Below are 24,751 nucleotides of genomic sequence, written 5' to 3' on the forward strand. Positions count from 1 at the left end.
CACCGGGGAGATCGAAAAGAATGGCCCGCATGACGACACGCGCCCGCTCCTTCGACGCCGCCGCCGCGCTCTACCACTCCCACCGGCCCGGATACCCGGACGCGCTGTTCGACGCCGTCGAGGAACTCGCCGGGCGGCCCCTCGCCGGAGCGCGCGTGGCCGACGTGGGGGCCGGGACCGGCATCGCCAGCGCCCTGCTGCACGCCCGCGGGGCCGAGGTCCTCGCCGTGGAGCCCGGTGACGGCATGGCCGCCGAGTTCCGGCGGGCCCACCCGCGGATCCCCCTCGTACGCGGCGACGGGGACCGGCTGCCCCTGGCCGGCGGCGCCCTCGACCTGCTCACCTACGCCCAGGCCTGGCACTGGACCGATCCGGCCCGCTCCGTCCCCGAAGCCCGCCGCGTGCTGCACCCCGGCGGCGCGCTCGCGCTGTGGTGGAACGACATGGACACCGCCGTCCCCTGGATCGCCGCACAGGACGCCCGGATCCGGAACCTGTTCGGCGCCGACGCGGCCGTCTTCCGCGGGCTGCCCCCGGGGCTGGACTTCACCACCCGCGCGATCCGCTGGTCGCGGCGCGTCCCCCTCGACGCCCACCTCGCCAACCACGCCAGCCACTCCGCCTTCCTCCTCCTGGGAGCGACCCGCACCCGCGCGTTCCTGGACGGGGAGCGCGCCCGGCTGCTCGCCCGGTTCCCCGACTGCTCCGTCGAGGAGAGCTACGTGGTCACCCTGAGCCTCGCCGTGCCGTGACCCCGCACCGGGCCGCCGCCTCACCGCCCCCGCGGCCGGGGCGCCGCGAGGACCTCCGCCCGGCAGGCCGACGGCGTACCCCACGCGTCCCGCAGCGGGCGGGCCTTGCGCAGCCACAGGGACAGGTCCAGCTCCTCTGTGTAGCCCACCGCCCCGTGCAGCTGGAGCGCCGACATCGCCGCCCGGTACGCGGACTCCCCGGCCGTGAGCTTCGCCGCCGCCACGTCGGCCGGGTCCAGGGACAGCGCCGCCGCCCACACCAGCGGCCGGGCGAACTCCAGCCCCAGCAGGGTGTCCGCCAGCCGGTGCTTGACCGCCTGGAAGCCGCCGATCGGCACCCCGAACTGGGTGCGCCGCTTCGCGTACTCCACCGTCCGGGCCAGCAGTGCCTCGCCGACGCCCAGGCACTGGGCCGCCGTCAGCAGCCGCGCCCAGCGCGCCGCCGTCCGCGCCGCCTCCAGCACCCGGGGCCCGGCGGCCAGGAGTTCGCCCCCGGCCGGCGGGACGGACAGCCGCCGGGCCGGGTCCGTGGAGGCCAGGAGCGGACCGCCGCCGCCCGCGGCGAGCCGGAGCTCGCCCGCCCCCGACACCGTGAAGCAGTACGAGGCCGCGTCCGCGTCCAGGGCGTACGGACTCCCGCCCGGCAGCGTCAGCGTCGCCGACGCCCCGCCCCCGGCCAGCGCCGGCAGGAACCGCTTGGCCGGGGCCTCCTCGTCCAGCTCCGCCAGCAGGACGCAGGCGGCCGCCGTCTCCACCACGGGCCCCGGCACCCCGGCCCGGCCCAGCTCCACGAAGCCGAGCGCCAGCTCCGGCGGGAGCGGCCCCAGGCCCTCGTACGCCTCGGGCACGGCCAGCGCGAACAGGCCCGTGTCCGCGAGCCTCGACCAGAGGGTGCGCCCGGGCCCGTGCCGCCCGCCGGCCCAGTCCCGTACGGCGGCCGGGACGTCGGCGGCGGCCAGCAGCGAGCGCAGCGTACGGGCGAAGTCCGCCTGCTCGTCGGTCGGCAGGAAGCGCATCAGCGGCGGCCCTTCGGGAGGCCGAGCAGCCGCTCGGCGATGATGTCGCGCTGGATCTCGTTGGTCCCCGCGTAGATCGGCCCGGCCAGGGAGAAGACCCAGGGCTCGGCCCACTCGCCCTCGGCGAGTTCCGCGTCCGGCCCCAGCAGGTCCAGCGCCGTCTCGTGCAGGGCGATGTCGTACTGCGACCAGAACACCTTGTTCAGGCTGGACTCGGCGCCGATCGCCTGGCCCGCCGCGAAGCGCGAGGCGTTCGCCCAGGTGAACAGCTCGTACGCGCGGGCCCCGACGACCGCGTCCGCCACCCTGTCCCGCAGCGCCGTGTCAGCCGGATCGCCGGCCGCCTCCCACAGGCCCACCAGGCGGTCCGCGGCCGCCAGGAAGCGGCCCGGCGCGCGCAGGGTCAGGCCGCGCTCGTTGCCCGTGGTCGACATGGCGATCCGCCAGCCCTGCCCCGGCTCCCCGATCACGTCCCGGTCCGGTACGAAGACCCCGTCGAGGAAGAGCTCCGCGAACGCGGGCTTGCCGTCGAGGCGCCCGATGGGCCGCACCGTCACCCCCGGTGCCCGCAGGTCGAACATCAGGTACGTCAGGCCCTGGTGCGGCTTCGGCGCGTCCGGGTCCGTACGGAAGATGCCGAACGCGCGGTCGGCGAAGGCGGCCCGCGAGGACCAGGTCTTCTGCCCGGACAGCAGCCAGCCGCCGTCCGTGCGGACCGCCCGCGACGTCAGCGACGCCAGGTCGGAGCCCGCCTCCGGCTCCGACCAGGCCTGCGCCCAGATCTCCGCGCCGCTCGCCATGGCGGGCAGCACCCGCGCCCGCTGCTCCGCGCTCGCGTGGTCGAAGAGGGTCGGGGCGAGCAGGCTGATGCCGTTCTGCGAGACCCGGCCGGGCGCGCCCGCCGCCCAGTACTCCTCCTCGAAGACCAGCCAGTGCACGATGTCCACGCCCCGGCCCCCGTACTCCTCGGGCCAGGACACCACCGACCAGCGGTCCGCGTGCAGCAGCGCCTCCCACTCCCGGTGGGCTGCGAAACCCTCCGCGGTCTCCAGGGAGGGGAGGGGGGCCGCGGGGACGTGGGCGGCGAGCCAGGCCCGGGCCTCCGCCCGGAAGGCCAGGGTCCGCGCCGTCTGGGTCAGGTCCATCAGGTGGTCGACTCCATCCGTACATGCTTCCCTAACAAGTGTTTGGTAGGTTAACGTACGGCCATGAGCAGCGTCGAGGAGTTCCGCACCGGGGTCCGGAGCAGGCCGCGGGAGGTGCGCGCGTGAACGCACCCGAGCGCGTGGCCGCACCCGAGCGCGTCAACGCCCCCGAGTACGTCCCCGGCCACGGCCTGCTGCGCGGCCGCACCGCCGTGATCACCGCCGCCGCCGGAGCCGGCATCGGCGGAGCCACCGCCCGCCGCTTCCTGGAGGAGGGCGCACGCATCGTCATCGGCGACGCCCACGCCCGCCGCTTGAAGGAGACCGAGACCGCGCTCGCCGCCGAGTTCGGCGCGGACCGCGTCGCCTCCCTGCCCTGCGACGTCACCGACGAGGAGCAGGTACGGGCCCTGTTCGCACTCGCCGAGCAGACCCACGGCGGCCTCGACGCCGTCGTCAACAACGCCGGCCTCGGCGGCACGGCCGCCCTCGTCGACATGGCCGACGAACAGTGGTCCCGCGTCCTCGACGTCACCCTGAACGGCACCTTCCGCTGCACCCGCGCCGCGCTCCGCTCGTTCCGGGCCTCCGGCCGGGGCGGGGTCGTCGTCAACAACGCCTCCGTCGTGGGCTGGCGCGCCCAGGCCGGCCAAGCCCACTACGCCGCCGCCAAGGCCGGCGTGATGGCGCTGACCCGCTGCGCGGCCCTGGAGGCCGCCGAGTTCGGCGTACGCGTCAACGCCGTCGCCCCCAGCCTGGCCATGCACCCGCACCTGGTGAAGGTCACCAGCGAGGAGCTGCTCGCCGAACTCACCGCCCGCGAGGCCTTCGGCCGCTACGCCGAGCCCTGGGAGGTCGCCAACGTCATCGTCTTCCTGGCCAGCGGCTACTCGTCGTACATGACGGGCGAGACCGTCTCGGTCAGCAGTCAGCACCCGTAGGCCCAGAATGGGCGCGTGCCAACGAACAAGCCGAAAGCCGCGAACCAGCCGACCGCCGAGAACGGGCCGACGGCCGGGAAGAAGCGGACCGCCGCGAAGAACCAAACCGCCACGAAGAAGCCGCAGGTGACCGCATCGCCCGAGCGCCGCCGCGAACTCCTCGCCGCCGCCGCCGAGGTGTTCGCCGCGCAGGGCTACAACGCCACCACCGTCCGCAAGATCGCCGACGCCGCCGGCATGCTCGCCGGCAGCCTCTACTACCACTTCGATTCGAAGGAATCGATGCTCGACGAGATCCTGTCGGACTTCCTGACCGAGCTGTGGGAGGGCTACGACACCGTCCTCGCCGCCGGCCTCGGCCCCAGGGAGACCATCGAGGCCCTCGTCACCGAGTCCTTCCGGGAGATCGACCGGCACCGCGCCGCCGTCGCGATCTACCAGAAGGAGTCCCGCACCCTCGCCCCCCAGCCCCGCTTCCACTACCTCTCCGACTCGCAGCAGAAGTTCGAGAAGGCGTGGCTGGGAACGCTCGAGCGGGGGGTCGCGGCCAAGGTCTTCCGCGCCGACCTCGACGTCCGCCTCACCTACCGCTTCGTACGCGACACGGTGTGGGTGGCGGCTTCCTGGTACCGGCCGGGCGGACAGCACAGTCCCGAGGAGATCGCCCGCCAGTACCTGTCGATGGTGCTGGACGGGATCGCCCTGCGCACGTAACCGATCCAGAGGAGTCCCGATGCCCGAGGCCTACATAGTCGACGCCGTACGCACCCCCGTCGGACGGCGCAAGGGAGGCCTGTCGGCGGTCCACCCGGCCGACCTGGGCGCGCACGTCCTGAAGGCGCTCGTCGAGCGGTCGGGCGTCGACCCGTCGGCGGTGGAGGACGTGGTGTTCGGCTGCCTCGACACGGTCGGCCCGCAGGCGGGCGACATCGCCCGGACCGCCTGGCTGGCGGCGGGCCTTCCGGAGGAGGTTCCGGGGGTCACCGTGGACCGGCAGTGCGGCTCCTCGCAGCAGGCGGTGCACTTCGCGGCGCAGGGCGTGCTCTCCGGAACCCAGGACCTGGTGGTCGCGGGCGGCACCCAGAACATGTCGATGATCCCGATCGCCTTCGCCTCACGGCAGGCGGCGGAGCCCCTCGGCCTCACCGAGGGCCCGTACGCCGGATCGGAGGGCTGGCGGGCTCGCTACGGCGACGCCCCCGTCAACCAGTTCCACGGCGCCCAGCTCATCGCCGAGAAGTGGGGGATCACCCGCCGGGACATGGAGGAGTTCGCGCTCCGCTCGCACCTGCGGGCGCTGCGCGCGATCGACGAGGGCCGCTTCGACCGCGAGACGGTGGCCTACGGGGACGTGACGGCCGACGAGGGCCCCCGCCGGGACACGACGCTGGAGAAGATGGCGGCCCTGAAGCCCGTCGTCGAGGGCGGCACCATCACGGCGGCCGTCTCCTCCCAGGTCTCGGACGGCGCGGCGGCGATGCTGATCGCCTCGGAGCGGGCGGTACGGGAGCACGGCCTGCGGCCGCGGGCCCGCATCCACCACCTCTCGGTGCGCGGCGAGGACCCCATCCGGATGCTGTCGGCGCCGATCCCGGCCACGGCGTACGCGCTGAAGAAGACCGGCATGGCGCTGGCCGACATCGACCTGGTGGAGATCAACGAGGCCTTCGCGCCGGTCGTGCTGGCCTGGCTGAAGGAGACCGGCGCCGACCCGGAGCGGGTCAACGTCAACGGCGGCGCCATCGCCCTCGGCCACCCGCTCGGCGCGACGGGCGTGAAGCTGATGACGACGCTGCTGCACGAGCTGGAGCGCACGGGGGGCCGCTTCGGCCTCCAGACCATGTGCGAGGGCGGCGGCCAGGCCAACGTCACGATCATCGAACGGCTGTAGGCCCGGCGGTCCCGGCGGCGGCCGTGACCGTTCCGGTGGCAGGCCCGGCAGCGGGGCCCGCGACGGGCCCGCGCCGGCCCCGTCGCGTCCGGACCGGACCCGGCCCCTCACACCCCCCGCTCAACCGTCCGAAACGAATTCCCCCGCAGGGCGCGCGGTGCGGCCCGGCGGGGGACCGGGCCGCCCGGAATCCTTGCGGCCGGGCCCCGCGGGACCCCGCCCGCGGGGCCCGGCGGACCGGCTCCCGCCGGGAAGGGCGCAGGTCACACCCTCGCGGGCGCGCACCCCGGCGTACGTGTGCTAGCTTAGAGCTCGTTGCAGTTGTGGTACCCATGAACTTTATGTGCGCCTGACGGGATTGCTCCGACAGGCGCTTTTATTGTTTTGCCGGAATCTCCGGATGGGGCCCTTTGCCGCCTATTCAGGAGATTCAAAATGGCACTTGGCACCGTGAAGTGGTTCAACTCGGAAAAGGGCTTTGGCTTCATCGAGCAGGACGGTGGCGGCCCGGACGTCTTCGCCCACTACTCGAACATCGCCACCCAGGGCTTCCGTGAGCTCCAGGAGGGCCAGCGCGTGTCCTTCGACGTGACGCAGGGCCAGAAGGGCCCCCAGGCGGAGAACATCGTCCCCGCCTAATTGCTTCAGCACGCCGGGGTCCGCACCGTGAAGGTGCGGACCCCGGCTTGTCTGCTGTTTCGACTGTTTGTTGTACCTGCCGGTTTCAGGAGGGCGTTTTCCGCATGACCAGCTCCAGCTCCGCACGACCCAGCCGCCGCCCCACCCGGGGCCGAGGTGCGGCCCAGGGACGTCCGAAGGCTGGCGCGGGACGGCAGAAGTCCGCCCCCGTGGCCAGGCCCCAGGAATTCACCATGCCCGAACCGCTGACCCCGGCGCTCCCGCCGGTCGAGGCGTTCGAGGACATGGACATGCCCGAGGCGCTGCTGAAGACCCTCGCAGCCCAGGGCGTCACCTCGCCGTTCCCGATCCAGTCCGCCACGCTGCCGAACTCGCTCGTCGGCCGTGACCTGCTCGGCCGCGGCCGTACCGGCTCCGGCAAGACGCTGGCCTTCGGCCTGGCACTGCTGGCCCGTACTGCCGGCCGCCGCGCGGAGCCCAAGGCCCCGCTCGCACTGGTCCTCGTACCCACCCGCGAACTCGCGCAGCAGGTGACCGACGCCCTGACCCCGTACGCCACGGCCGTCAACCTGCGCATCGCCACCGTCGTCGGCGGCATGTCGATCAACCGGCAGTCGGGCGCCCTGCGCCGCGGCTCCGAGGTGCTCGTCGCCACCCCCGGCCGCCTGAAGGACCTCATCGAGCGCGGTGACGCCGACCTCTCGCAGGTCGAGATCACCGTCCTCGACGAGGCCGACCAGATGACCGACATGGGCTTCATGCCGCAGGTCACCGCCCTGCTGAAGCAGGTCCGGTCGGACGGCCAGCGGATGCTGTTCTCGGCGACGCTGGACAAGAACATCGACAAGCTCGTCAAGATGTTCCTCACCGACCCGGTCGGCCACTCCGTCGACCCGTCGGCCGGTGCGGTCACCACCATGGAGCACCACGTCCTGTACGTCATGGACGAGACCGACAAGAAGGCCGTGGCGACGCGCATAGCCGCTCGCGACGGCCGGGTGATCATGTTCGTGGACACCAAGCGCGGTGTCGACCGCATGGTCAAGAAGCTCCAGGCGGACGGCGTCCGCGCCTCCGGCCTGCACGGCGGCCGCTCGCAGCCGCAGCGCAACCGGACCCTGGACTGGTTCAAGACGGGCGAGGTCACCGCGCTGGTCGCCACCAACGTCGCGGCGCGCGGCATCCACATCGACGACCTCGACCTCGTCGTCAACGTGGACCCGCCGACCGACCACAAGGACTACCTGCACCGCGGTGGCCGCACCGCCCGTGCCGGCGAGTCCGGCAGCGTGGTCACCCTGGTGCTGCCCGACCAGAAGCGGGACATGACCCGCCTCATGTCGGACGCCGGGATCTCCCCGCGCACCGCGCAGATCAAGTCCTCCGACGAGGAGCTGGCCCGGCTGACCGGCGCCAAGGAGCCCTCGGGCATCCCGGTGGTGCTGGACGTGCCGCAGCCGACCCCGCCGCGGCAGCGTTCCGCGTCGAAGCCGGCCTCGGGCAACGGGGCCGGCGGCGGCGGTCGCCGCCGCTCGGCCGGTCCGCGCACCGGTTCCGCCGCGGGTGCGGCTCCGGCCGCCGGTACGCGGGGACGCCGTACGGGCGGCGGCGCCGCCGGTCAGGGCGCCGGCTCCGCTTCGGGCCAGGCCCGGCGCGGCCAGGGCGGCCAGGGTGCGGCCGCGGCCGGCTCCGGCGAGCGCGGCCGGCGTACCGGGGGCGGCGCCTCCGGTGGCGCGGCGGCGGCTTCGGCCCGCAGCCGCGTGGGCGGCCCGGGCCAGGCCCGCCGCCGGTCCGCCTGACGGCGGGGCACCTCGTACGAACACCGGAACGCCGGGCGGCGCACGCGCGCTGCCCGGCGTTCCGCCGTACCCGGGGCGTACGGACACCGCCCGGTCGGGTGCGGGACGGGGACGGGGACGGTCAGCGGACCATCCTGGACTGGAGCTTCGCCAGGGTCCGCAGGTCCAGGCCGAGGCCGTCCGTCAGATAGCCGTAGAAGCCGCCGTACTCGGCCTCCATCCGGGCCGTCGCCGCGTCCAGGTAGTCCTGGCGGACCTCCTGGAGCGGGATCAGCAGGTCCGGATTCTGCATCCGCCCGGACTGCTTGAGGCCGGCCCGCAACTGGGCGTCGTAGGCGGCGCGGTAGGTGTTCGATGCCAGGTAGTCGCGCTCGGCGGTGCCCTCGGGGACGGCGAGCGCGCGCAGCAGCACGTAGGTCATCCAGCCGGTGCGGTCCTTGCCCGAGGTGCAGTGGTACAGGATCGGGCCCTGCCGGCCGTCGGCGATCTCCCGCAGGGTCGCCGCGAACTGCGCCCGGCTCTCGGGGCTGGTCACGAAGGTGCGGTAGATGTCGCGCATGTAGGCCTCGGCGCGGCCGCCGCCGAGCATCCGCTCCTGGGTGACGGGGTCGCCGCTGGTGATGGCGCCGACGAGGGTTCCGTAGAGGCCGAGGTCGCTGACCGGGCGCGGGGTGGCCGTGAGGCCGGGGGGCAGCTTGTCGGGGCCGTCGTACTGGAGCTCCATCGGGATGCGGAAGTCCACGACCTTGCCCAGGCCCAGGCCGGAGACGGTGGTGAGGTCGGCGGCGGTCAGCTTGCTCAGCGCGTCGGCGCGGTAGACCAGACCCCGGCGGACCTGGCCGCCGGTGTAGGTGTGGTGGCCGCCGACGTCACGGACGTTGACGGCGCCCTGAAGGGGGATCTGGCGAATCGTTTCTGTGGAGGGGTGGGACCCGTGGTGCCGGGCACTGACCCCGGCTTCGGGGCCCGCCGCCGCGTACACGGAGGCGGGCAGGGTCCCGAAGGCGAGGGCGGAGGCGAACGCCACTGTCACCAGGCGGATTCGGGCACGGCTCATCGATGCGACTCCTGTAACGGAGAAGGGGGATCACCCTGGTGGTGGCAGGGTGCCGCGCGGGTGCGGGTGCGGGTGTGGGTGCGGATGCGGGGGGTGGGCGCCGTGCAGCCGTTCCAGCACGGCGTGAGCCTCGGCCATGACGCGGGAGACGAGCTCCGCACAGGACGGGAGATCGTCGATCACCCCCGCGACCTGGCCCGATGCCATGATTCCGAGGTCCGTACGGCCCTCGACCATGGACGCCTTCAGGAGCATGGGGGTGTTCGCGGCGAGCAGCACCTGGCTCCAGGACAGGTCCTTGCCGTGCTTCATCGCCAGCCCGTCCCGCACCATCCGCGACCAGGTCAGGCCGGAGATCCTCCGGAAGCCCGCCGCGTGCCGGACCGCCCGGGCCAGCGCCCCGGCGCGGCCCGCCCGCTCCAGGGAGTCGACCAGCTCGCTGCGCAGCATGCGGTGCGGGAGACCGTCGACGGCGGTGGTGACGACGACGTCCTTGACCGTCGCCTTCAGGTACGCGGCCTTGACGGCGTCCGGGACGGTGGAGTCGGAGGTCAGCAGGAAACGCGTGCCCATGGCGATGCCCGCGGCCCCGTACGCCAGCGCCGCGACCAGGCCGCGGCCGTCGCCGAAGCCGCCCGCCGCGACGACCGGGATGTCCACGGCGTCCACGACCTGCGGCAGCAGCACCGTCGTGGCCACGTCGCCGGTGTGGCCGCCGCCCTCACCGCCCTGCACGATCACCGCGTCGGCGCCCCAGGCCGCGACCTTCTCGGCGTGCCGGCGGGCGCCGACCGACGGGATGACGACCACCCCCGCGTCCTTGAGGCGCGCGATCAGCTCAGCTGAGGGGGCAAGCGCGAAGGACGCGACGCGGACCCCCTCGTCGATGATCAGCCGGGCGCGTTCGGCCGCGTCCCCGGCGTCCGCCCGCAGGTTGACCCCGAAGGAAGTCCCTTCCGGCGTACGGGACTTCACCTCGCGGACCGCCGACCGCAGCTGGTCCACGGTCATCGTCGCGGAGGCCAGGACGCCCAGGGCGCCCGCGTTGGCCGCGCCCGCCACCAGCCGCGGGCCCGCCACCCAGCCCATGCCGGTCTGCACGATCGGGTACCGCACCCCGACCAGCCTCGTGAACGCCGTCTCCACCGGATCAGCCCCGCACTTCCCGGTCGCGCAGCCCCTCGGCGTCGATCACCTCGCGGATCAGCCGCAGCTCCTGCGCGGTCGGCTCCCGCGTGTACGGGACCTCGTCCGCGGCGGCCAGCTCGAAGCCCGTGGCCGCCCGGACCTGCTCCACGGTGACCCCCGGGTGCACCGACGCCAGGCGCATCGTGTGGCCGGGCCCGGCGAAGTCGAAGACGCCGAGGTCGCTCACGACCCGGGGGAGGCGGTGGTAGCGGGTGGCCGAGGGGCCGGCCGCCACGGCGCGGTCGTGGCCGACCCCGCTGACCATGTCCACGCGCGCGACGAACACCCGGGTGGAATGCTTCGGGACCCAGTAGCTCACCGGGTTGTTCAGGGTGTTGACGGGGGCGCCGCGCACGCCCAGGAGCTGGCGGGCCGGCCGCTCCCACTCGCCGATGCAGGAGATGTTCTGGTTGCCGAACCGGTCGATCTGGCTGGCGCCCATCATCACGTGCCGCTTTCCGCCGGTGACCATCGCCAGGTGGCGGCGGTACGGCAGCCACCCCTCGGCCGTGCCGTCCAGCCCCACGAGCATCGCCTCGCCGTCGGTCAGCAGCAGGTCCGGGGAGAACGTCCGCTTGGCCAGGCGGGCGCCGAAGGAGGGGATCAGGCCCATCGGGCTGGCGAGGACCTCGCCGTCGCCGCGCCAGGCCTCGGCGCAGGCGATCACGCAGTATTCGGCACGGGTCGTCGTCGCGGTGGTCACTGCTGCTCCTCGTGCCAGGTCCGGACGGCGGACTGGTAGTCGTGCTCGCCCGCACCGGACAGGAACCGGGCGGCGAACTCGGGCCAGGGGGTGGTCGCGTACAGCTTCTGGAAGGCCTCGTCGCGGCCGTAGTCGGGGGCGCAGGAGGTGAAGTGCGCGCCGTTCGGGGTCTCGACGACCCCGGTGACGCAGTGACGGCTGACGAGGAGGGACTGCGGCGGGCCGGCCTTGGAGAGCTCGGCGGTCTCGACGAGCTGCTCGCAGGAGACGTAGGCGGTGTCGGCGGCCTCGCAGAAGAGGTCGTCGAAGTACGGGTCCGGGCCCAGGTACTGGCCGTTCCCGAGGCGGTCGGCGCGGTTGAGGTGGACCAGCGCGGCATCCATGCGCAGCGCGGGGACGGCGACGAACTCCTCGGCGTCGTCGTACGGCGAGGTGACGGTCCGCAGCTCCGGGTTGACCCGCATCACGTCGGAGCCGAGGCCGGCCCGGACGGGGAGAAACGGCAGCCGGTTCGCGGCGGCGTGCAGGCCCCACATGAACATGGCCTCGTCGAGCTCGGTGAAGGTGAACGCGGCGCGCTCGCGGGCGGCCCGGAAGTGGGGCTCCAGCGGGACGGAATCGAGGGTGGCGAAGGGGGCGACGAGCCGCCGGATCCGCCCCGCGGCGGCCAGCAGGCCGACGTCGGGGCCCCCGTACGAGATCACGGTGAGATCGGTGATCTCGGAGCGGAGCAGTGCCCGCACCAGTGCCATGGGCTTGCGCCGCGAGCCCCACCCGCCGATGCCGAGGGTCATTCCACTGCGCAGCCGCCCGACCACCTCGTCGGGGGTCATGGTCTTGTCGGTCACGAGGTCGCTTCCTTCCCGAAGGTGTCGCGGACCCGGTCGGCCACCCCGCTGAGGTTGGCCTCGAAGGTGAAGCCCTGCTCGAAGCGGTAGCTGCGCCGCACGTCGACGGGGTCGATGCCGTTGATGGCCGCCTTGGCCAGCCGGATCAGGGAGCCGTCCTTCCGCGCGATCTCGGCGGCCAGTTCCAGGGCCGCGGCGCGCAGCTCCCGGGGCGGGACCACCTTCCAGACCGAGCCGTGGGCGTGCAGCTCGGCGGCCGAAGCGGTGCGCGAGGTGTAGTAGAGGGTGCGCATCAGGTGCTGGGGGACCAGGCGGGCCAGGTGGGTGGCGGCGCCGAGCGCGCCCCGGTCCAGTTCGGGCAGGCCGAAGACCGCGTCGTCGGAGGCGACGATCGCGTCGGCGTTCCCGACGAGGCCGATGCCGCCGCCCAGGCAGAACCCGTTCACGGCGGCGACCACCGGCACCTCGCACTCGTACACGGCGGCGAAGGCCTCGTAGCAGCCCCGGTTGGCACCGATGAGGGAGGCGTGCCCGGGGTCGCGCTGCATCTCCTTGATGTCGACGCCGGCGTTGAAGCCGCGCCCCTCGGCGGCGAGGACCACGCAGCGGACGCCCTGGTCGCGGCCGGCCGCGCGCAGGGCGTCGGCGAGGTCGTACCAGGCCCGCACGGGGAGGGCGTTGACGGGCGGGAAGTCGACTGTGACGAGTGCGATGCCCTTGTCCGGGCTCGAGGTGGAGACACCCATGAACGGATCAGCTACCTTTCCACCAAACATTTGTTAGGTGAGGAAGGTAGCAGCCCATGGAGCTCGACGGGAGGGTCGTCGTCGTCACCGGGGGAACCCGTGGCGTGGGCGCCGGGATCGCCCGGTCGTTCCTCACGGCCGGGGCGGAGGTCGTCGTCTGCGCGCGGCGGCCGCCGGACGGACCGGTGGCGGCGGCCGGCCGGGAGGCCTCGTTCGTGGCGGCCGACCTGCGCGACCCCGCCGCGGTACGGGACGTGTGCGCCGGGATCGCGGAGCGGTACGGGCGGCTCGACTGCCTGGTCAACAACGCGGGCGGGACCCCGTACCGGCTGCTCGGCGAGGGGGAGGTGCAGCGGCACGCGCGGGTCGTCGAGCTGAACCTGCTGGCGCCGATGACGGCCTCCCTGGCCGCGTACCCCCTGCTGCGGGAGAGCAGGGGCTCGGTGGTGATGATCGGCAGCGTCAGCGGCACCCGGCCGTCGCCCGGGACGGCCGCGTACGGGGCGGCGAAGGCGGGGCTGGAGAACCTGGCCCGGTCGATGGCCGTGGAGTGGGCGCCCGAGGTACGGGTGAACTCGCTGGTCCTGGGCATGGTGCGGACCGAGCTGTCCCACCTGCACTACGGGGACGAGACCGGGATCGCGGCGGTGGGGGCGACCGTACCGCTGGGACGGCTGGCGGAGCCCTCGGACGTCGGCGAGGCGGCGGTGTTCCTGGCCTCGCCGCGGGCCGGGTACGTCAGTGGCGCGAGCCTGCTGGTGCACGGGGGCGGGGAGCGGCCGGCGTTCCTGGACGCGGCGACGGTGAACAGGGGGGCCCGGGTGGATGCGGGGGCGGGTGCGGGTGCCGGGGCGGGTGCGGAGACGGCCTCGGGCGCGGCGGTCACGGATACGGCGGGCACGGATACGGCGGGCACGGATACGGCGACTGCGAACGAGGAGGACTGAGATGGGCATGGCCGAAGGCAGGGTCGTGATCGTGACGGGAGCGGGGCGCGGGCTGGGGCGGGCGCACGCACTGGCCTTCGGGGCGGAGGGCGCGAAGGTCGTCGTGAACGACCTCGGGGTGGGGCTGGACGGGCTGCCGGGACCCGGGAGCCCGGCGGGGCGGGTGGTCGCGGAGATCGAGGCGCTGGGCGGGGAGGCGGTGGCGCACGGCGGGGACATCGCGACGGGCGAGGGGGCCGCCTCGCTGGTCGACTGCGCGGTCGGCCGCTTCGGCCGGCTGGACACCCTGGTCAACAACGCGGGGTTCCTGCGCGACCGGATGCTGGTCAACCTCGACGAGGACGACTGGGACGCGGTGATGCGGGTCCACCTGAAGGGGCACTTCCTTCCGTTGCGGTCCGCGGCCGCCTGGTGGCGGGCGGAGGCGAAGGCGGGCCGGAAGGTGGCGGCCCGGGTCGTCAACACCTCTTCGGGAGCCGGCCTGTTGGGCTCGGTGGGGCAGGGCAACTACAGCGCGGCCAAGGCGGGCATCCTGGGGCTGACCCTGGTCTCGGCCGCGGAGATGGGCCGGTACGGGGTCCAGGTCAACGCGATCGCCCCGGCGGCCCGGACGCGGATGACGGAACAGACCTTCGCGCAGACCATGGCGGCCCCGGGGGAGGGCGACTTCGACTCGATGGCGCCGGAGAACGTGTCCCCGCTGGTGGTGTGGCTGGGCTCGGACGCCTCGGCGGGGGTGACGGGCCGGGTCTTCGAGGTGGAGGGCGGCCGCATCACGGTGATGGAGGGCTGGCGCCCCGGCCCGACGGCCGACCGCGGGGCCCGCTGGACCCCGGCGGAGGCGGGCGAGGTGACGGCGAAGCTCCTGTCGTCCGCGGAACCCCCGCTCCCGGTGTACGGGTCCCGGTAGGGCGGGGGCGGGGGCCCGGCCTGAGCCCCGGGCCGCTGCCTGCCCCGGGGCGGTACGGCCGCTGCGTGCCCCGGGCGGCCCGCCGCCGCTTCCCCCGGGGCGGTCCGGCGGGCGTCCGGGCCGGGTCCCGGCCGTATCGGCCGGGCCGGAACCACCCGGGTGCCGACGGGCCGGTCGCGGGGTTCCGGTCATCTTGGGGTCCCGCCGGGGGCGTGGCCGCCCGGCCGCCCGGGGTCGCGGGGCTGCTGGGCGGGCTCCGGGAGGGGGTGGCGGAGGCGCCGGTTCCGGCCAGGGGGCGCGGGCGGCGGGCGTTGGCCGTATCCCGGCCTTCCCCGTGCGGCCCCGCCGTGATGGCATGGCCATGCTGAATTCGGAATCGGTCCGGATGAATGGAGAAACAATGACGTCGCTCCGCAGACCCCTCGTCGGCGCGGCGGTCACGGCCCTGTTGGCCGTCGCCGCGCCCGCGCACGCCGATACCGTCCCCACACCGCCCGGGAGAATTACCGTCGAGGTCGTCGGAGTCAACGGTTCGGGCTGTCCGCAGGGCACCGCGGCCGTCGCCGCGGCGTCCGACAACACCGCCTTCACCGTCACGTACAGCGACTACCTCGCCCAGACGGGCGCCGGCTCCGGCGGCACCGAGTTCCGCAAGAACTGCCAGCTGGCCCTGCGCGTCCACGTGCCCCAGGGGTTCACGTACGCCATCGCCCGCGCCGACTACCGCGGCTTCGCGCACCTCCAGCGCGGCGCCTCCGGCCAGCAGCGCGCGAACTACTACTTCCAGGGCGCCGCCCAGTCGGCCCGTACGACCCACCAGTTCAACGGCCCGCACTCGGACAACTGGCAGGCGAGCGACCGGACGGAGTACGCGGACCTGGTCTGGGCCGCCTGCGGCGAGGAACGCAACCTGAACGTCAACACCGAACTGCGCGTCTACGCGGGGACGTCGAACCCGCAGGCCCCGAGCTTCATGAGCATGGACTCGACCGACGGCAGCGTCAGCACGGTCTACCACTTCGAGTGGCGGGAATGCGGCGCGGTCTGACGCGGAGCGCGTACAGGAAACCCGACTCACGGCCAGGAGTGACAACGATGTCTCATCCCCTGTCCCGCACCCTGCTCATCGGCGGAGCCATCGCCGGCCTCATCGCCGCGGCGGTGACACCGGCCGGAGCGGCCGGTTCCGGCGGCGGCCCCGGTAGTGGCCTCGGTGGCGGCCCCGGTCGTGGGCCGATCACGGCGCCGCCCGACAAGATCGTGATCGAGCTCGCCACGGTGAACGGCTCCGGCTGCCGGGAAGGCACCGCCGAGGTGGCCGTCGCACCCGACAACACGGCCTTCACCGTCACCTACAGTGAGTATCTCGCGCAGGTCGGCCCGGGCGCCCCGCCGACCGCTTTCCGCAAGAACTGCCAGCTCAATCTGCGGGTCCACGTACCGTCCGGCTTCACCTACGCGATAGTCCAGGCCGATTACCGCGGATTCGCATTTCTCCAGCCCGGCGCGTGGGGCCAGGAAAGGGCGAGTTACTACTTCCAGGGAATGCCGCAGACCTCTCAGCGGACACACCAGTTCAACGGCCCGTTCAACGACAACTGGCAGGCGACCGACAAGACGGAATACGCCGACCTGGTCTGGGCGCCCTGCGGGGAGAAGCGCAACTTCAACATCAACACCGAACTGCGCGTGAACGCGGGCACGTCCAACCCGCAGGCGGTCACGAGCTTCATGGCCATGGACTCCACCGACGCCAGCGTCAACACCCTCTACCACCTGGCCTGGCAGGTGTGCCCCGGCCGCTGAGGGGTGTCGTCGAACCCGGTCCCGCCGTGCGGGCGTCGCTCCCGCCGCGCGCGGAAGTGACGTGGAAAAGGCCGGACCCGGCCCCCTGGCGAGGGGTCGGGTCCGGGTCCTTCACTCGTGCGATGGGGTATCAATACCCGCTCCGTACCCCCGCTGAACCGCGGCGGGCCCACCAGGTTCTCCCACGTTCCCGGCGCGGGCCGCGCCCGGGGGCGGGCCCGGGGTCGGCGACGGGCCCGGGGGTCCGGGGGTCCGGGGTCAGGAGAGCTTGCCGCCGTAGTCCGGGAGCTTGACGGTCCGTTCGGCGTGGCCGCCGACGAGGTCGCTCTGCTTGTTGCCGATGTTGGCGATGATCGTGTAGCCGCGGCGCTCGATCTCGGCGCGCCTGCCCGTCTTGTAGGCGCTGACCTCGTCGAACAGGTCGGGCAGGTCGCGGACGTACAGCCCCGACACCGGGTAGCCGACGGCCTTGAGGTTGTACTCGGTGAGGGACTGGACGATCCCCGGGCGGGCGGTGACGAAGAAGACGGCGACGCCGCGCTCGCTCGCGTACCGGGTCAGCTCGCGGACCTTGGAGATCGCGGGGGTCGGGAAGGTCCAGAACCAGTGGAAGTCCGTCTCCAGCGAGGAGTTGTCGACGTCGAGGACGATCGCGGGCTTCTCGCCGGCCGGCGAGGCCGCTATGCGCTGCTCGATGGCGGGCCGGACCGCGTCGATGACGGCGGCCACGTCGCGCTGCCAGATGCCGTAGTCGATGCCGAGGATCGCCGCGTTGCCGCCGGGGGCGGAGGCGGTGGCCGCGGAGAGGGCCGAGACGCGCACGGTGCTGGTCGCCGGGCTCGGGGCCGGTGCCGCCGAGGCGGTCGTGGCCGGAAGCAGCGTCAGGACGGCGGTCGCCGCGGCCACCGCGGCGGCGGCGGTACGGGACGTACGGGACGTACGGGTGCGGCGGGTGCTGCGCATGGGGGAGCGCTCCCTTGGTCACGGATTGACATGGACGCGACCAGGCTGGGCGATGTCCGGGCCCACTGTCTACTGGCCGGTAAGTAACTTTTCGCGGCCGGGTGGTGAACTCCCGCTACGTGTCGCACTCCAGCACCGTGCAGCACAGTCCGCACCGCGCCCGCACCGGCCCCCGCACCGGCAGGCGCAGCCGCTGACCGCAGACCGGGCAGGGAAAGCTCACCAGCCGCCCGGCACCGTGCTCCTCGAAGCGGTACGCCGACCCGCGCCCCGGGGTGGTCCCGGCCCGGCGGGCCCGGGCGTAGCGCAGCCGCTCGGCCGTGCCCGCGGCGGCGAGCGGGGCCCGGCGGTGGTCCCGGTCGGCGCGGGCCCGGCCGCGCACGTACGCCTCGTACGCCCGGGGGCTGGTGAACCAGGCGGAGAGGTCCTCGCCGAGGAGCCGGCCGCGCCGGGCGAGGACGTAGCCGAACTCCTCCGGGGTGAGGTAGCCGAACTTCTGGTGGGTCAGGGCGTCCTCGCGGTAGGCGTCGAGCAGCAGCCAGCCCGTCCCGAGGTAGGCGGCGGTGGTGTCGGTGAGGATCTCGTTGTCCGCGGTGGCCGGGAAGCGCAGGTCCAGGCGGTGCAGCAGGACGTGCGCGACCTCGTGGGCGAGGGCAGCCGCGAGGTCCCCGCGGTGGGTCCGGAACCGGTCGCTGACCTCGACGAAGTACTCGGGTCCGGAGGCCAGTTCGACGGTGGCCGCCTCCTCCATGGGCCGGAAGGCGACCACCACGCGCGCGTCGGGCAGCCGCAGCGCGCGGACCATCGCGGAGGCCACCCGGTGCGCGCCCAGGTGCAGGTCCTCGTCAGGGCCGAAGGCCGCGTCGGCGGGGGCGAAGCTGGTGTCGTATACGCGGATCCCGTCGGCCGACAGCCGGCGGAAGAGCGCGGTGATCGAGGCGCGCACCACGTCCAGATGTGGAAATCCGTGCTCGATCCGCCCCGGGGGCCCGCCGTTCCGCGTCATCGGGTGCTCCTCGCCGCAATCCCTCTCGCCGGGGCGGGGGGTTGGCCAAAAATGCGTTCTTGATGTCGGCCATACGTGTGATGTGTCATGGACTCGTCATTCACCCGATGACGCGCACAGCCCAACCCCCCACGAAAGGCAGTGTGTTGAGCGTGAGCACTCTTGTCCGCTTCATGAAGCGCACCCTCGCCGTCGGAGCCGTCGCCCTCGCCGCCGTCAGCCTCCAGCCCTCCAACGCCGGCGCCGCCCCGAGCCCCGTCGTCGGCGGAACCCGCGCCGCCCAGGGCGAGTTCCCCTTCATGGTGCGCCTCTCCATGGGCTGCGGCGGCGCCCTCTACACCCAGCAGATAGTCCTCACCGCGGCCCACTGTGTGAACGGCTCCGGCAACAACACCTCCATCACCGCCACCGCCGGAGTCGTCGACCTCAACAGCTCCAGCGCGGTCAAGGTCAAGTCCACCAAGGTCCTCCAGGCCCCCGGCTACAACGGCACGGGCAAGGACTGGGCCCTCATCAAGCTCGCCAAGCCCATCAACCTGCCCACCCTCAAGATCGCCGAGACCAAGGCCTATGACAGCGGCACCTTCACCGTCGCAGGCTGGGGCGCCACCCGCGAGGGCGGCGGCCAGCAGCGGTACCTGATGAAGGCCACCGTCCCGTTCGTCTCCGACGCCAGCTGCCAGAACGCGTACGGCAGCAGCCTCGTCCCGTCCGAGGAGATCTGCGCCGGCTACAACCAGGGCGGCGTCGACACCTGCCAGGGCGACTCCGGCGGCCCGATGTTCCGCCGCGACAACGCGAACGCCTGGATCCAGGTCGGAATCGTCAGCTGGGGCGAGGGCTGCGCCCGCGCCGGCTACCCCGGCGTCTACACCGAGGTGTCCACCTTCGCCGCCGCGATCAAGAGCGCCGCGGCCGGCCTGTAGTACCGGCTCGTCCTTCCGGCCGGGACGCATCCGGCCGGAAGGACGAGGCGCCGTACCCCGGACGCACGTAACGTCGTCCGGAACGTCGCACGCCTGGAACACCGCTGTCCCCGTCCCGCGGCGCACCCCCCACGGCCCGCTGTGCGGTTGCGGGCCGAGGCGCGCACCGGTCCCATGGGAGGGAACCGGCAGTGGCGGCGGGTGACAGTGGGATGGGTGGCGCATGGCGATCAGAGTGGTCATCGCGGACGACCAGGAGATGGTCAGGACCGGCTTCCGGATGATCCTCGAAAGCCAGCCCGACATCGAGGTGGTCGCCGACGTGGTCGACGGCGAGGCCGCCCTCGCGGCCGTCGCCGAACACCGGCCTGACGTCCTGCTCCTCGACATCCGCATGCCGAAGCTCGACGGGCTCGAAGTCACCCGGCGCCTCTCCGGCGGCAACGGCCCGCGCATCGTCATCGTCACCACCTTCGACCTCGACGAGTATGTCCACGCCGCGCTCCACGGCGGCGCGTCCGGCTTCCTCCTGAAGGACGCGAGCCCGGCCATGCTGGTTGAAGCCGTCCGGGCGGCGGCCGTCGGAGACTCGCTCGTCTCGCCCGCCACCACCGTGCGGCTGCTGCGCGAGATGGCACCGCGCACCCCCGCCGCCGTGGCCGCCCGCAGGCCCGCCGAACCCCTCACCGAACGGGAACGCGAGGTCGTGCGGTGCCCGGCGCGCGGCCTGACCAACGCGGATATAGCGGCGGAGCTGTTCGTGTCGCTCTCCACGGTCAAGACCCACCTGGCGAACGTCCAGGCCAAGCTCGACGCCCGCAACCGCGTCGAGATCGCCGCCTGGGCTTGGGAAAGCGGCCTGGCCGCCGGCGCGGCGTGACCCCACCCCCCACGGGCCGGGCGGACGCCTCCGGCCGTGCACGGCACGCGCCGCCCGGAACGGGCACCACTGCCCGTGCCACCCCGGTGCCGCGGGCCCTGCCCGTGCCGCGGGTGCTCTGCGCGGCGCCGCGGGCCCTGTACGTGCCGCGGGCCTGGCTGTCCCGTGTTCCACCGGCGCTGTGCGTGTCGCGGGTCCCGGATGTGCCCCTGCCTCGGCCGCCTTGCGGGGCATCGGCGCCGCAGGTGCCACTGGCCCCGTACGTGCTGTCGGCCCGGCTGTCCCGCGCGCCAGCGGCCCCCTACGTGCCGACGACGGCGGCCGTTGCGTCAAACTCTCCGACAACGCCCGCGGCGGCTACGGCCTCGTCGGCATGGCCGAACGCGCCGAGGCCCTCGGCGGCCGCCTCACCGCCGGGCCGGCCCCCGAGGGCGGCTGGCTCGTCACCGCCACCCTGCCCCTGTGATGCCCGTCGCCCGGCGGGATCCGAAGGGACCGGCTCCATCCGGCCGGCCCGACCCGGCCAACGCGACCCGGCCAACGCGACCCGGCTAACCCAGCGCGATGGCCCGCAGTGCGGCCAGGTGTCGCTGGTAGACCGCCCGGCCCTCGGCCGTCAGCGAGAGCCAGGTACGCGGTCGGCGCCCCACCCGCCCCTTGCGGACCGCCACCCAGCCCGCTTCCTCCAGCGCCGCGACCTGCTTGGACAGCACCGAGTCGCTGACCTCGACCAGATCGCGTACGAAACCGAACTCGGCCTTGTCCAGCGGCACCAGCGCCGCCACCACCGACAGCCGTACGGGCGCGTTGAGCAGCGGCGCCAGATCGTGCCGGGGGTGACCGCCGCGCTTTTCCCCCGCCGGGGCCTCGCCCGCGGCCCGCGCCCCGGCCTCCGCCGGAGCTTCCTCCGGCCCCGGCCCCGGCCCCGTTTCCGGCCGCGGGCCGGTCACGCCGTGCCCCGGCTCTCGGACCAGGCGCCGAGGGCGGGCGGCAGCGCGCACCCCAGCGCGGCCGCCGCCGCGAAGGCCACGTCGTCGGTGAACACCGTGGTGCCGAGCACGACGGCGAGACCGAACACGGTGGCCCAGGACCCGATCAGCAGCCCGTGCTTGAGGCCGAAGCCGCGCCGCACCACGCGCTGCCGCGCGGCGTACACGCTCAGCCCGGTCACCAGCAGGGTGTTGGCCAGCGCGAAGAACACCGCCGACGCGGGGCCGTGCCACAGCAGGGACACCGGTACCAGCACCAGCTGCCCGGCCGCGAAGATCCACAGGTAGCGCGCGTACCAGCCGCTCCGGGCCCGTGCGGCCTTCTCGAGGCCCACCGCCCGGCCCAGCGCCCCCACGGCACGTTCTGAATCGCTCATGATCCGTTCCCCCCGGTCCTGTGCGTGCGTGATCCAGCACTTGCCAATATGGCGAATACTTTCCAGATTGGCAAGTAAAAAGGCGGCCCGCCCGGGGCCCGCCCGGGGCCCGCCCGGGGCCCGCCCGGGGCCCCCTCCCCCCGTCCCACCGGCCGACCGGCCGGGGGAAGACCACCGGCAGCCGCCGCGTATTCTCGGGAACCATGAACAACAGCGCCACCGACCACGGCACGCACCCGGACACCGGCAGGACGACCGACGCGGCCGTCGCCGCCGAACTGTCCCGCCTGCGCGACAGCATCGACAACATCGACGCGGCCGTCGTCCACATGCTCGCCGAACGCTTCAAGTGCACCCAGCAGGTCGGCCACCTCAAGGCCCGCCACCAGCTGCCGCCGGCCGACCCGGGCCGCGAGGCCAGCCAGATCGCCCGGCTGCGCCAGCTCGCCGAGAACGCCAAGCTCGACCCGGCCTTCGCCGAGAAGCTCCTCACCTTCATCATCGCCGAGGTCATCCGCCACCACGAGACGATCGCCGCGGGCGAGGAGTAGAACGCTGGGGTCCGGCCGCCCACTGCGGCAGCATGGGCCCATGTCCGCACTGACTCGCACCGAAGCGCAGCTCCGAGCCCGGCTCCTCGACGTCCGGCACTACGCCGTCACCCTCGACCTCACCGGCGGCGACGACACCTTCGGCTCCACCACCGTCATCCGGTTCACGGCCCTCGCCCCAGGAGACACCTTCCTGGAACTGAAACCGGACGAGCTGTGCTCCGCCACCCTCGACGGCGACCCCCTCGACCCGGCGGCCCTCACCGACAACCGCCTCCCGCTCACCGGCCTCACCGAAGGCCCCCACGAGCTGCGCATCGACGCCCGCATGCGCTACTCCCGCACCGGGGAAGGCCTGCACCGCTTCACCGACCCCGCGGACGGGGAGACGTACGTCTACAGCCAGATGTTCATGGACGACGTCCAGCGCGTCTTCCCCGCCTTCGACCAGCCCGACCTCAAGGCCGTCTTCGAGTTCACCGTCACCGCCCCCAGCCACTGGACCGTCCTCGCCAACGGCATCACCACGCGCACCGGCGACCGGGAAACCGACGGAGCCGGCGTCTGGAGCTCCGCCCCGACCCCCCTCATCTCCACCTACCTCGCCGCCGTCGCCGCGGGCCCCTGGCACAGCGTGCGCGTCGAACACGCCGGACTGCCCTTCGGCATCCACTGCCGGCAGTCCCTCGCACCCCACCTGGACGAGGACGCCGAAGAGATGCTCTCCGTCACCCGCGACTGCTTCGACCGCTACCAGGAGAAGTTCAGCGAGCCGTACCCCTTCGACTCCTACGACCAGGCCTTCGTCCCCGAGTTCAACGCGGGCGCCATGGAGAACCCCGGACTGGTCACCTTCCGGGACGAGTTCATCTACCGCTCCGCCGTCACGGAGACCGAGCGCCAGACCCGCGCCATGGTCATCGCCCACGAGATGGCCCACATGTGGTTCGGCGACCTCGTCACCCTCGCCTGGTTCGACGACATCTGGCTGAACGAGTCCTTCGCCGAGTACATGGGCTACCAGACCCTCACCGAAGCCACCCGCTTCACCGACACCTGGGTCGACTTCGGCGTCACCCGCAAGTCCTGGGGCTACGACGCCGACCAGCGCCCCTCCACCCACCCCGTCGCCCCCGCCCCCGAGGACGTCCCCGACACCGCCTCCGCGCTCCTGAACTTCGACGGGATCTCCTACGCCAAGGGCGCCTCCGCCCTGCGCCAGCTCGTCGCCTGGCTCGGCGAGAAGGACTTCCTGGCCGGCATCAACACCCACTTCGCACGCCACAAGTTCGCCAACGCCTCCCTCGCCGACTTCGTCGACTCCCTCGCCGCCCACACCGACCGCGACGTCCACGCCTGGGCCGCGATCTGGCTGCGCACGACCGGCATCGACACCCTCCGCCCGCGGATCGAGGACAGTCCCGGAGGCCCCGGCGGCTGGACCCTCACCGTCGACCGCGACGGCAGCCGCCCGCACCACATCGCCGTCGGCGTCTACCACCGCGACCCCGGTGACGGGCGGACCCTGGAACGCTCCGAACTCCTCCACCTCGACGTCCCCTCCGACGAGGTCGTCTCCGCCGACGGCCCCCGCCCCGACCTCCTGCTCCTCAACGACGGCGACCTCACCTACGCCAAGGTCCGCCTCGACGACACCTCCGTCGAGACCGTCCTGAGCGGCCTGTCCGGCATCCCCGACGCGCTCACCCGCGCCGTCGTCTGGAACTCCCTGCGCGACATGGTCCGCGACGGCGAACTCGACCCGGCGGACTACCTGGCGACCGCCGCGGCCCACCTGCCGGAAGAAGCCGACCTGGCCGTCGTCCAAGGCGTCCTCGCCTTCGCCCGCACCCAGATCGCCGACCGCTACCTCGCCCCCGCCCAGCGGACCGAAGCGCTCGGCACCCTCACCGGCATCGCCCGCGACCTGCTGCGGCGCACTGAGGACGGCTCGGCGCCCGGCCTGCGGCTGGCCGCCGTACGCGTCCTCATCGACAGCGCCACCCGCCCCGACACCCTCACCGCCTGGCTCGACGACGACACCGTCCCCGGCGGCCCCGAACTCGACCCCGAGCTGCGCTGGCGCATCCTGGCCCGGCTCTCCGTCCTCGGCGCGGTCGGGGAGGACCGGATCGACGCCGCCTTCGCCGCCGACCCCAGCGCCACCGGCGAGGAAGGCGCGGCCCGCTGCCGCGCCGCCCTCCCCACCCCCGAGGCCAAGGCCGCCGCCTGGGACCGCCTCTTCCACGACGACAGCCTCTCCAACTACCTGTTCAGCGCCACCGCCCAGGGCTTCTGGCAGCCCGAACAGGCCGAGCTCGTACGGGAGTACGTGCCCCGGTTCTACCCGGACGCCGTCGCCCTCGGGGCCCGCCGCGGCCCGGCCATCGCCGAGGCGGCCGGCCGCTGGGCGTTCCCCGTCCACGCCGCCGACGAGGCCCACCTCCAGACGGGCCGCGCCTGCCTCGAGAACCCCGACATCCTCCCGCTCCTGCGCCGCAAGCTGGTCGACCAGCTCGACGACCTGGCCCGCGCCCTCCACATCCGCAGCCGTGATCTGCTCCAGCCCCAGGAGTCGCGGTACGACGCCACAGGCCGCCAGCTCACCGTCGCCCTGATCCCGTACCCGGACGAGGACGAAGAGGTCGTCCTGATCCTCGCCGGGGACATC

General features: G+C 73.5%; 25 protein-coding genes. 14 read left to right on the forward strand and 11 right to left on the reverse strand.

Translation table 11 applies throughout. From position 1 onward, the window contains the following. Positions 1–29: 29 nt before the first annotated feature. Positions 30–752: a class I SAM-dependent methyltransferase gene (locus tag OTB16_RS16645; RefSeq protein ID WP_267720984.1), complete on the forward strand. Its 723-nt coding sequence runs from the start codon at positions 30–32 to the stop codon at positions 750–752. A gap of 20 nt (positions 753–772) precedes the next feature. On the opposite strand, the gene OTB16_RS16650 is transcribed toward OTB16_RS16645, so the two are convergent. Next, positions 773–1,768 (reverse strand): acyl-CoA dehydrogenase family protein, encoded by a 996-nt coding sequence (locus OTB16_RS16650; RefSeq protein ID WP_267720985.1) that lies wholly within the window; start codon positions 1,766–1,768, stop codon positions 773–775. Next, positions 1,768–2,913, reverse strand: a complete 1,146-nt coding sequence (locus tag OTB16_RS16655; protein ID WP_267720986.1) for an acyl-CoA dehydrogenase family protein — start codon at positions 2,911–2,913, stop codon at positions 1,768–1,770. Before OTB16_RS16655 ends, OTB16_RS16650 begins: the two co-directional genes overlap by 1 nt. 122 nt (positions 2,914–3,035) lie before the next feature. On the opposite strand from OTB16_RS16655, the gene OTB16_RS16660 reads away from it, so the two are divergent. The 5 genes from OTB16_RS16660 to OTB16_RS16680 all read left to right on the forward strand — a co-directional run bounded on the left by OTB16_RS16660 (position 3,036) and on the right by OTB16_RS16680 (position 8,183). Then, complete coding sequence (locus OTB16_RS16660) at positions 3,036–3,854, forward strand: SDR family oxidoreductase (protein WP_267720987.1); 819 nt, start codon at positions 3,036–3,038, stop codon at positions 3,852–3,854. Positions 3,855–3,980: 126 nt separating this feature from the next. Continuing rightward, positions 3,981–4,568, forward strand: coding sequence for a TetR/AcrR family transcriptional regulator (locus OTB16_RS16665; protein WP_267721026.1), 588 nt, complete (start codon positions 3,981–3,983; stop codon positions 4,566–4,568). A gap of 19 nt (positions 4,569–4,587) precedes the next feature. Beyond that, complete coding sequence (locus OTB16_RS16670) at positions 4,588–5,745, forward strand: acetyl-CoA C-acetyltransferase (RefSeq protein WP_267720988.1); 1,158 nt, start codon at positions 4,588–4,590, stop codon at positions 5,743–5,745. Between the two features lie 435 nt (positions 5,746–6,180). After that, complete coding sequence (locus tag OTB16_RS16675; protein ID WP_052872633.1) at positions 6,181–6,384, forward strand: cold-shock protein; 204 nt, start codon at positions 6,181–6,183, stop codon at positions 6,382–6,384. Between the two features lie 104 nt (positions 6,385–6,488). Then, complete coding sequence (locus OTB16_RS16680) at positions 6,489–8,183, forward strand: DEAD/DEAH box helicase (RefSeq protein WP_267720990.1); 1,695 nt, start codon at positions 6,489–6,491, stop codon at positions 8,181–8,183. 121 nt (positions 8,184–8,304) lie between these two features. Here the strand turns inward: OTB16_RS16680 and OTB16_RS16685 are convergent, their stop codons facing one another. From OTB16_RS16685 to OTB16_RS16705, 5 genes are read right to left on the reverse strand one after another with little or no spacing between them, the layout of a single operon-like run. Further along, positions 8,305–9,240, reverse strand: coding sequence for a tyrosine-protein phosphatase (locus OTB16_RS16685; RefSeq protein ID WP_267720991.1), 936 nt, complete (start codon positions 9,238–9,240; stop codon positions 8,305–8,307). Positions 9,241–9,270: 30 nt separating this feature from the next. Beyond that, the gene (locus tag OTB16_RS16690; protein ID WP_267720992.1) at positions 9,271–10,386 is read right to left on the reverse strand and encodes an NAD(P)H-dependent flavin oxidoreductase; all 1,116 of its coding nucleotides are present in this window, start codon (positions 10,384–10,386) and stop codon (positions 9,271–9,273) included. 4 nt (positions 10,387–10,390) lie between these two features. After that, positions 10,391–11,131 (reverse strand): CoA-transferase subunit beta, encoded by a 741-nt coding sequence (locus OTB16_RS16695; RefSeq protein WP_267720993.1) that lies wholly within the window; start codon positions 11,129–11,131, stop codon positions 10,391–10,393. Continuing rightward, a complete protein-coding gene (locus tag OTB16_RS16700; RefSeq protein ID WP_267720994.1) occupies positions 11,128–11,979 on the reverse strand; it encodes a CoA transferase subunit A in 852 nt (283 codons plus the stop codon). Before OTB16_RS16700 ends, OTB16_RS16695 begins: the two co-directional genes overlap by 4 nt. Next, a complete protein-coding gene (locus OTB16_RS16705) occupies positions 11,976–12,725 on the reverse strand; it encodes an enoyl-CoA hydratase family protein (RefSeq protein ID WP_267720995.1) in 750 nt (249 codons plus the stop codon). Before OTB16_RS16705 ends, OTB16_RS16700 begins: the two co-directional genes overlap by 4 nt. Positions 12,726–12,781: 56 nt before the next feature. Between OTB16_RS16705 and OTB16_RS16710 the strand changes: the two genes are divergently transcribed. From OTB16_RS16710 to OTB16_RS16725, 4 genes are all read left to right on the forward strand, one after another. Further along, on the forward strand, positions 12,782–13,672 hold the full coding sequence (locus tag OTB16_RS16710; RefSeq protein WP_267720996.1) for an SDR family oxidoreductase: 891 nt from the start codon (positions 12,782–12,784) through the stop codon (positions 13,670–13,672). Position 13,673: 1 nt separating this feature from the next. After that, complete coding sequence (locus OTB16_RS16715; RefSeq protein WP_267720997.1) at positions 13,674–14,582, forward strand: SDR family oxidoreductase; 909 nt, start codon at positions 13,674–13,676, stop codon at positions 14,580–14,582. A gap of 400 nt (positions 14,583–14,982) precedes the next feature. Beyond that, positions 14,983–15,630, forward strand: coding sequence for a DUF4360 domain-containing protein (locus OTB16_RS16720; protein WP_267720998.1), 648 nt, complete (start codon positions 14,983–14,985; stop codon positions 15,628–15,630). A gap of 59 nt (positions 15,631–15,689) precedes the next feature. After that, positions 15,690–16,388, forward strand: a complete 699-nt coding sequence (locus OTB16_RS16725; RefSeq protein WP_420717717.1) for a DUF4360 domain-containing protein — start codon at positions 15,690–15,692, stop codon at positions 16,386–16,388. 258 nt (positions 16,389–16,646) lie between these two features. On the opposite strand, the gene OTB16_RS16730 is transcribed toward OTB16_RS16725, so the two are convergent. Both OTB16_RS16730 and OTB16_RS16735 read right to left on the reverse strand, forming a co-directional pair. Continuing rightward, positions 16,647–17,351 (reverse strand): HAD family acid phosphatase, encoded by a 705-nt coding sequence (locus OTB16_RS16730; protein ID WP_267721000.1) that lies wholly within the window; start codon positions 17,349–17,351, stop codon positions 16,647–16,649. A gap of 115 nt (positions 17,352–17,466) precedes the next feature. After that, the gene (locus OTB16_RS16735) at positions 17,467–18,357 is read right to left on the reverse strand and encodes a hypothetical protein (protein ID WP_267721001.1); all 891 of its coding nucleotides are present in this window, start codon (positions 18,355–18,357) and stop codon (positions 17,467–17,469) included. Positions 18,358–18,530: 173 nt separating this feature from the next. Between OTB16_RS16735 and OTB16_RS16740 the strand changes: the two genes are divergently transcribed. After that, positions 18,531–19,283: a serine protease gene (locus tag OTB16_RS16740; RefSeq protein ID WP_383906603.1), complete on the forward strand. Its 753-nt coding sequence runs from the start codon at positions 18,531–18,533 to the stop codon at positions 19,281–19,283. Between the two features lie 223 nt (positions 19,284–19,506). After that, positions 19,507–20,163, forward strand: a complete 657-nt coding sequence (locus OTB16_RS16745) for a response regulator (RefSeq protein ID WP_267721003.1) — start codon at positions 19,507–19,509, stop codon at positions 20,161–20,163. Between the two features lie 551 nt (positions 20,164–20,714). Here OTB16_RS16745 and OTB16_RS16750 read toward each other — a convergent pair. Beyond that, the gene (locus tag OTB16_RS16750; RefSeq protein ID WP_324290832.1) at positions 20,715–21,113 is read right to left on the reverse strand and encodes a winged helix-turn-helix domain-containing protein; all 399 of its coding nucleotides are present in this window, start codon (positions 21,111–21,113) and stop codon (positions 20,715–20,717) included. Next, positions 21,110–21,529, reverse strand: a complete 420-nt coding sequence (locus tag OTB16_RS16755) for a hypothetical protein (RefSeq protein ID WP_267721004.1) — start codon at positions 21,527–21,529, stop codon at positions 21,110–21,112. The genes OTB16_RS16750 and OTB16_RS16755 overlap by 4 nt, the downstream gene beginning before the upstream one ends. 203 nt (positions 21,530–21,732) lie before the next feature. Here OTB16_RS16755 and OTB16_RS16760 point away from each other — a divergent pair, with 203 nt between their 5' ends. Next, on the forward strand, positions 21,733–22,080 hold the full coding sequence (locus tag OTB16_RS16760) for a chorismate mutase (RefSeq protein ID WP_267721005.1): 348 nt from the start codon (positions 21,733–21,735) through the stop codon (positions 22,078–22,080). Positions 22,081–22,120: 40 nt separating this feature from the next. Continuing rightward, the coding region (gene pepN / locus OTB16_RS16765; RefSeq protein WP_267721006.1) for an aminopeptidase N at positions 22,121–24,751 on the forward strand (2,631 nt) is incomplete at its 3' end.

The organism is Streptomyces antarcticus (assembly GCF_026627255.1).
Taxonomy (GTDB): domain Bacteria; phylum Actinomycetota; class Actinomycetes; order Streptomycetales; family Streptomycetaceae; genus Streptomyces; species Streptomyces antarcticus.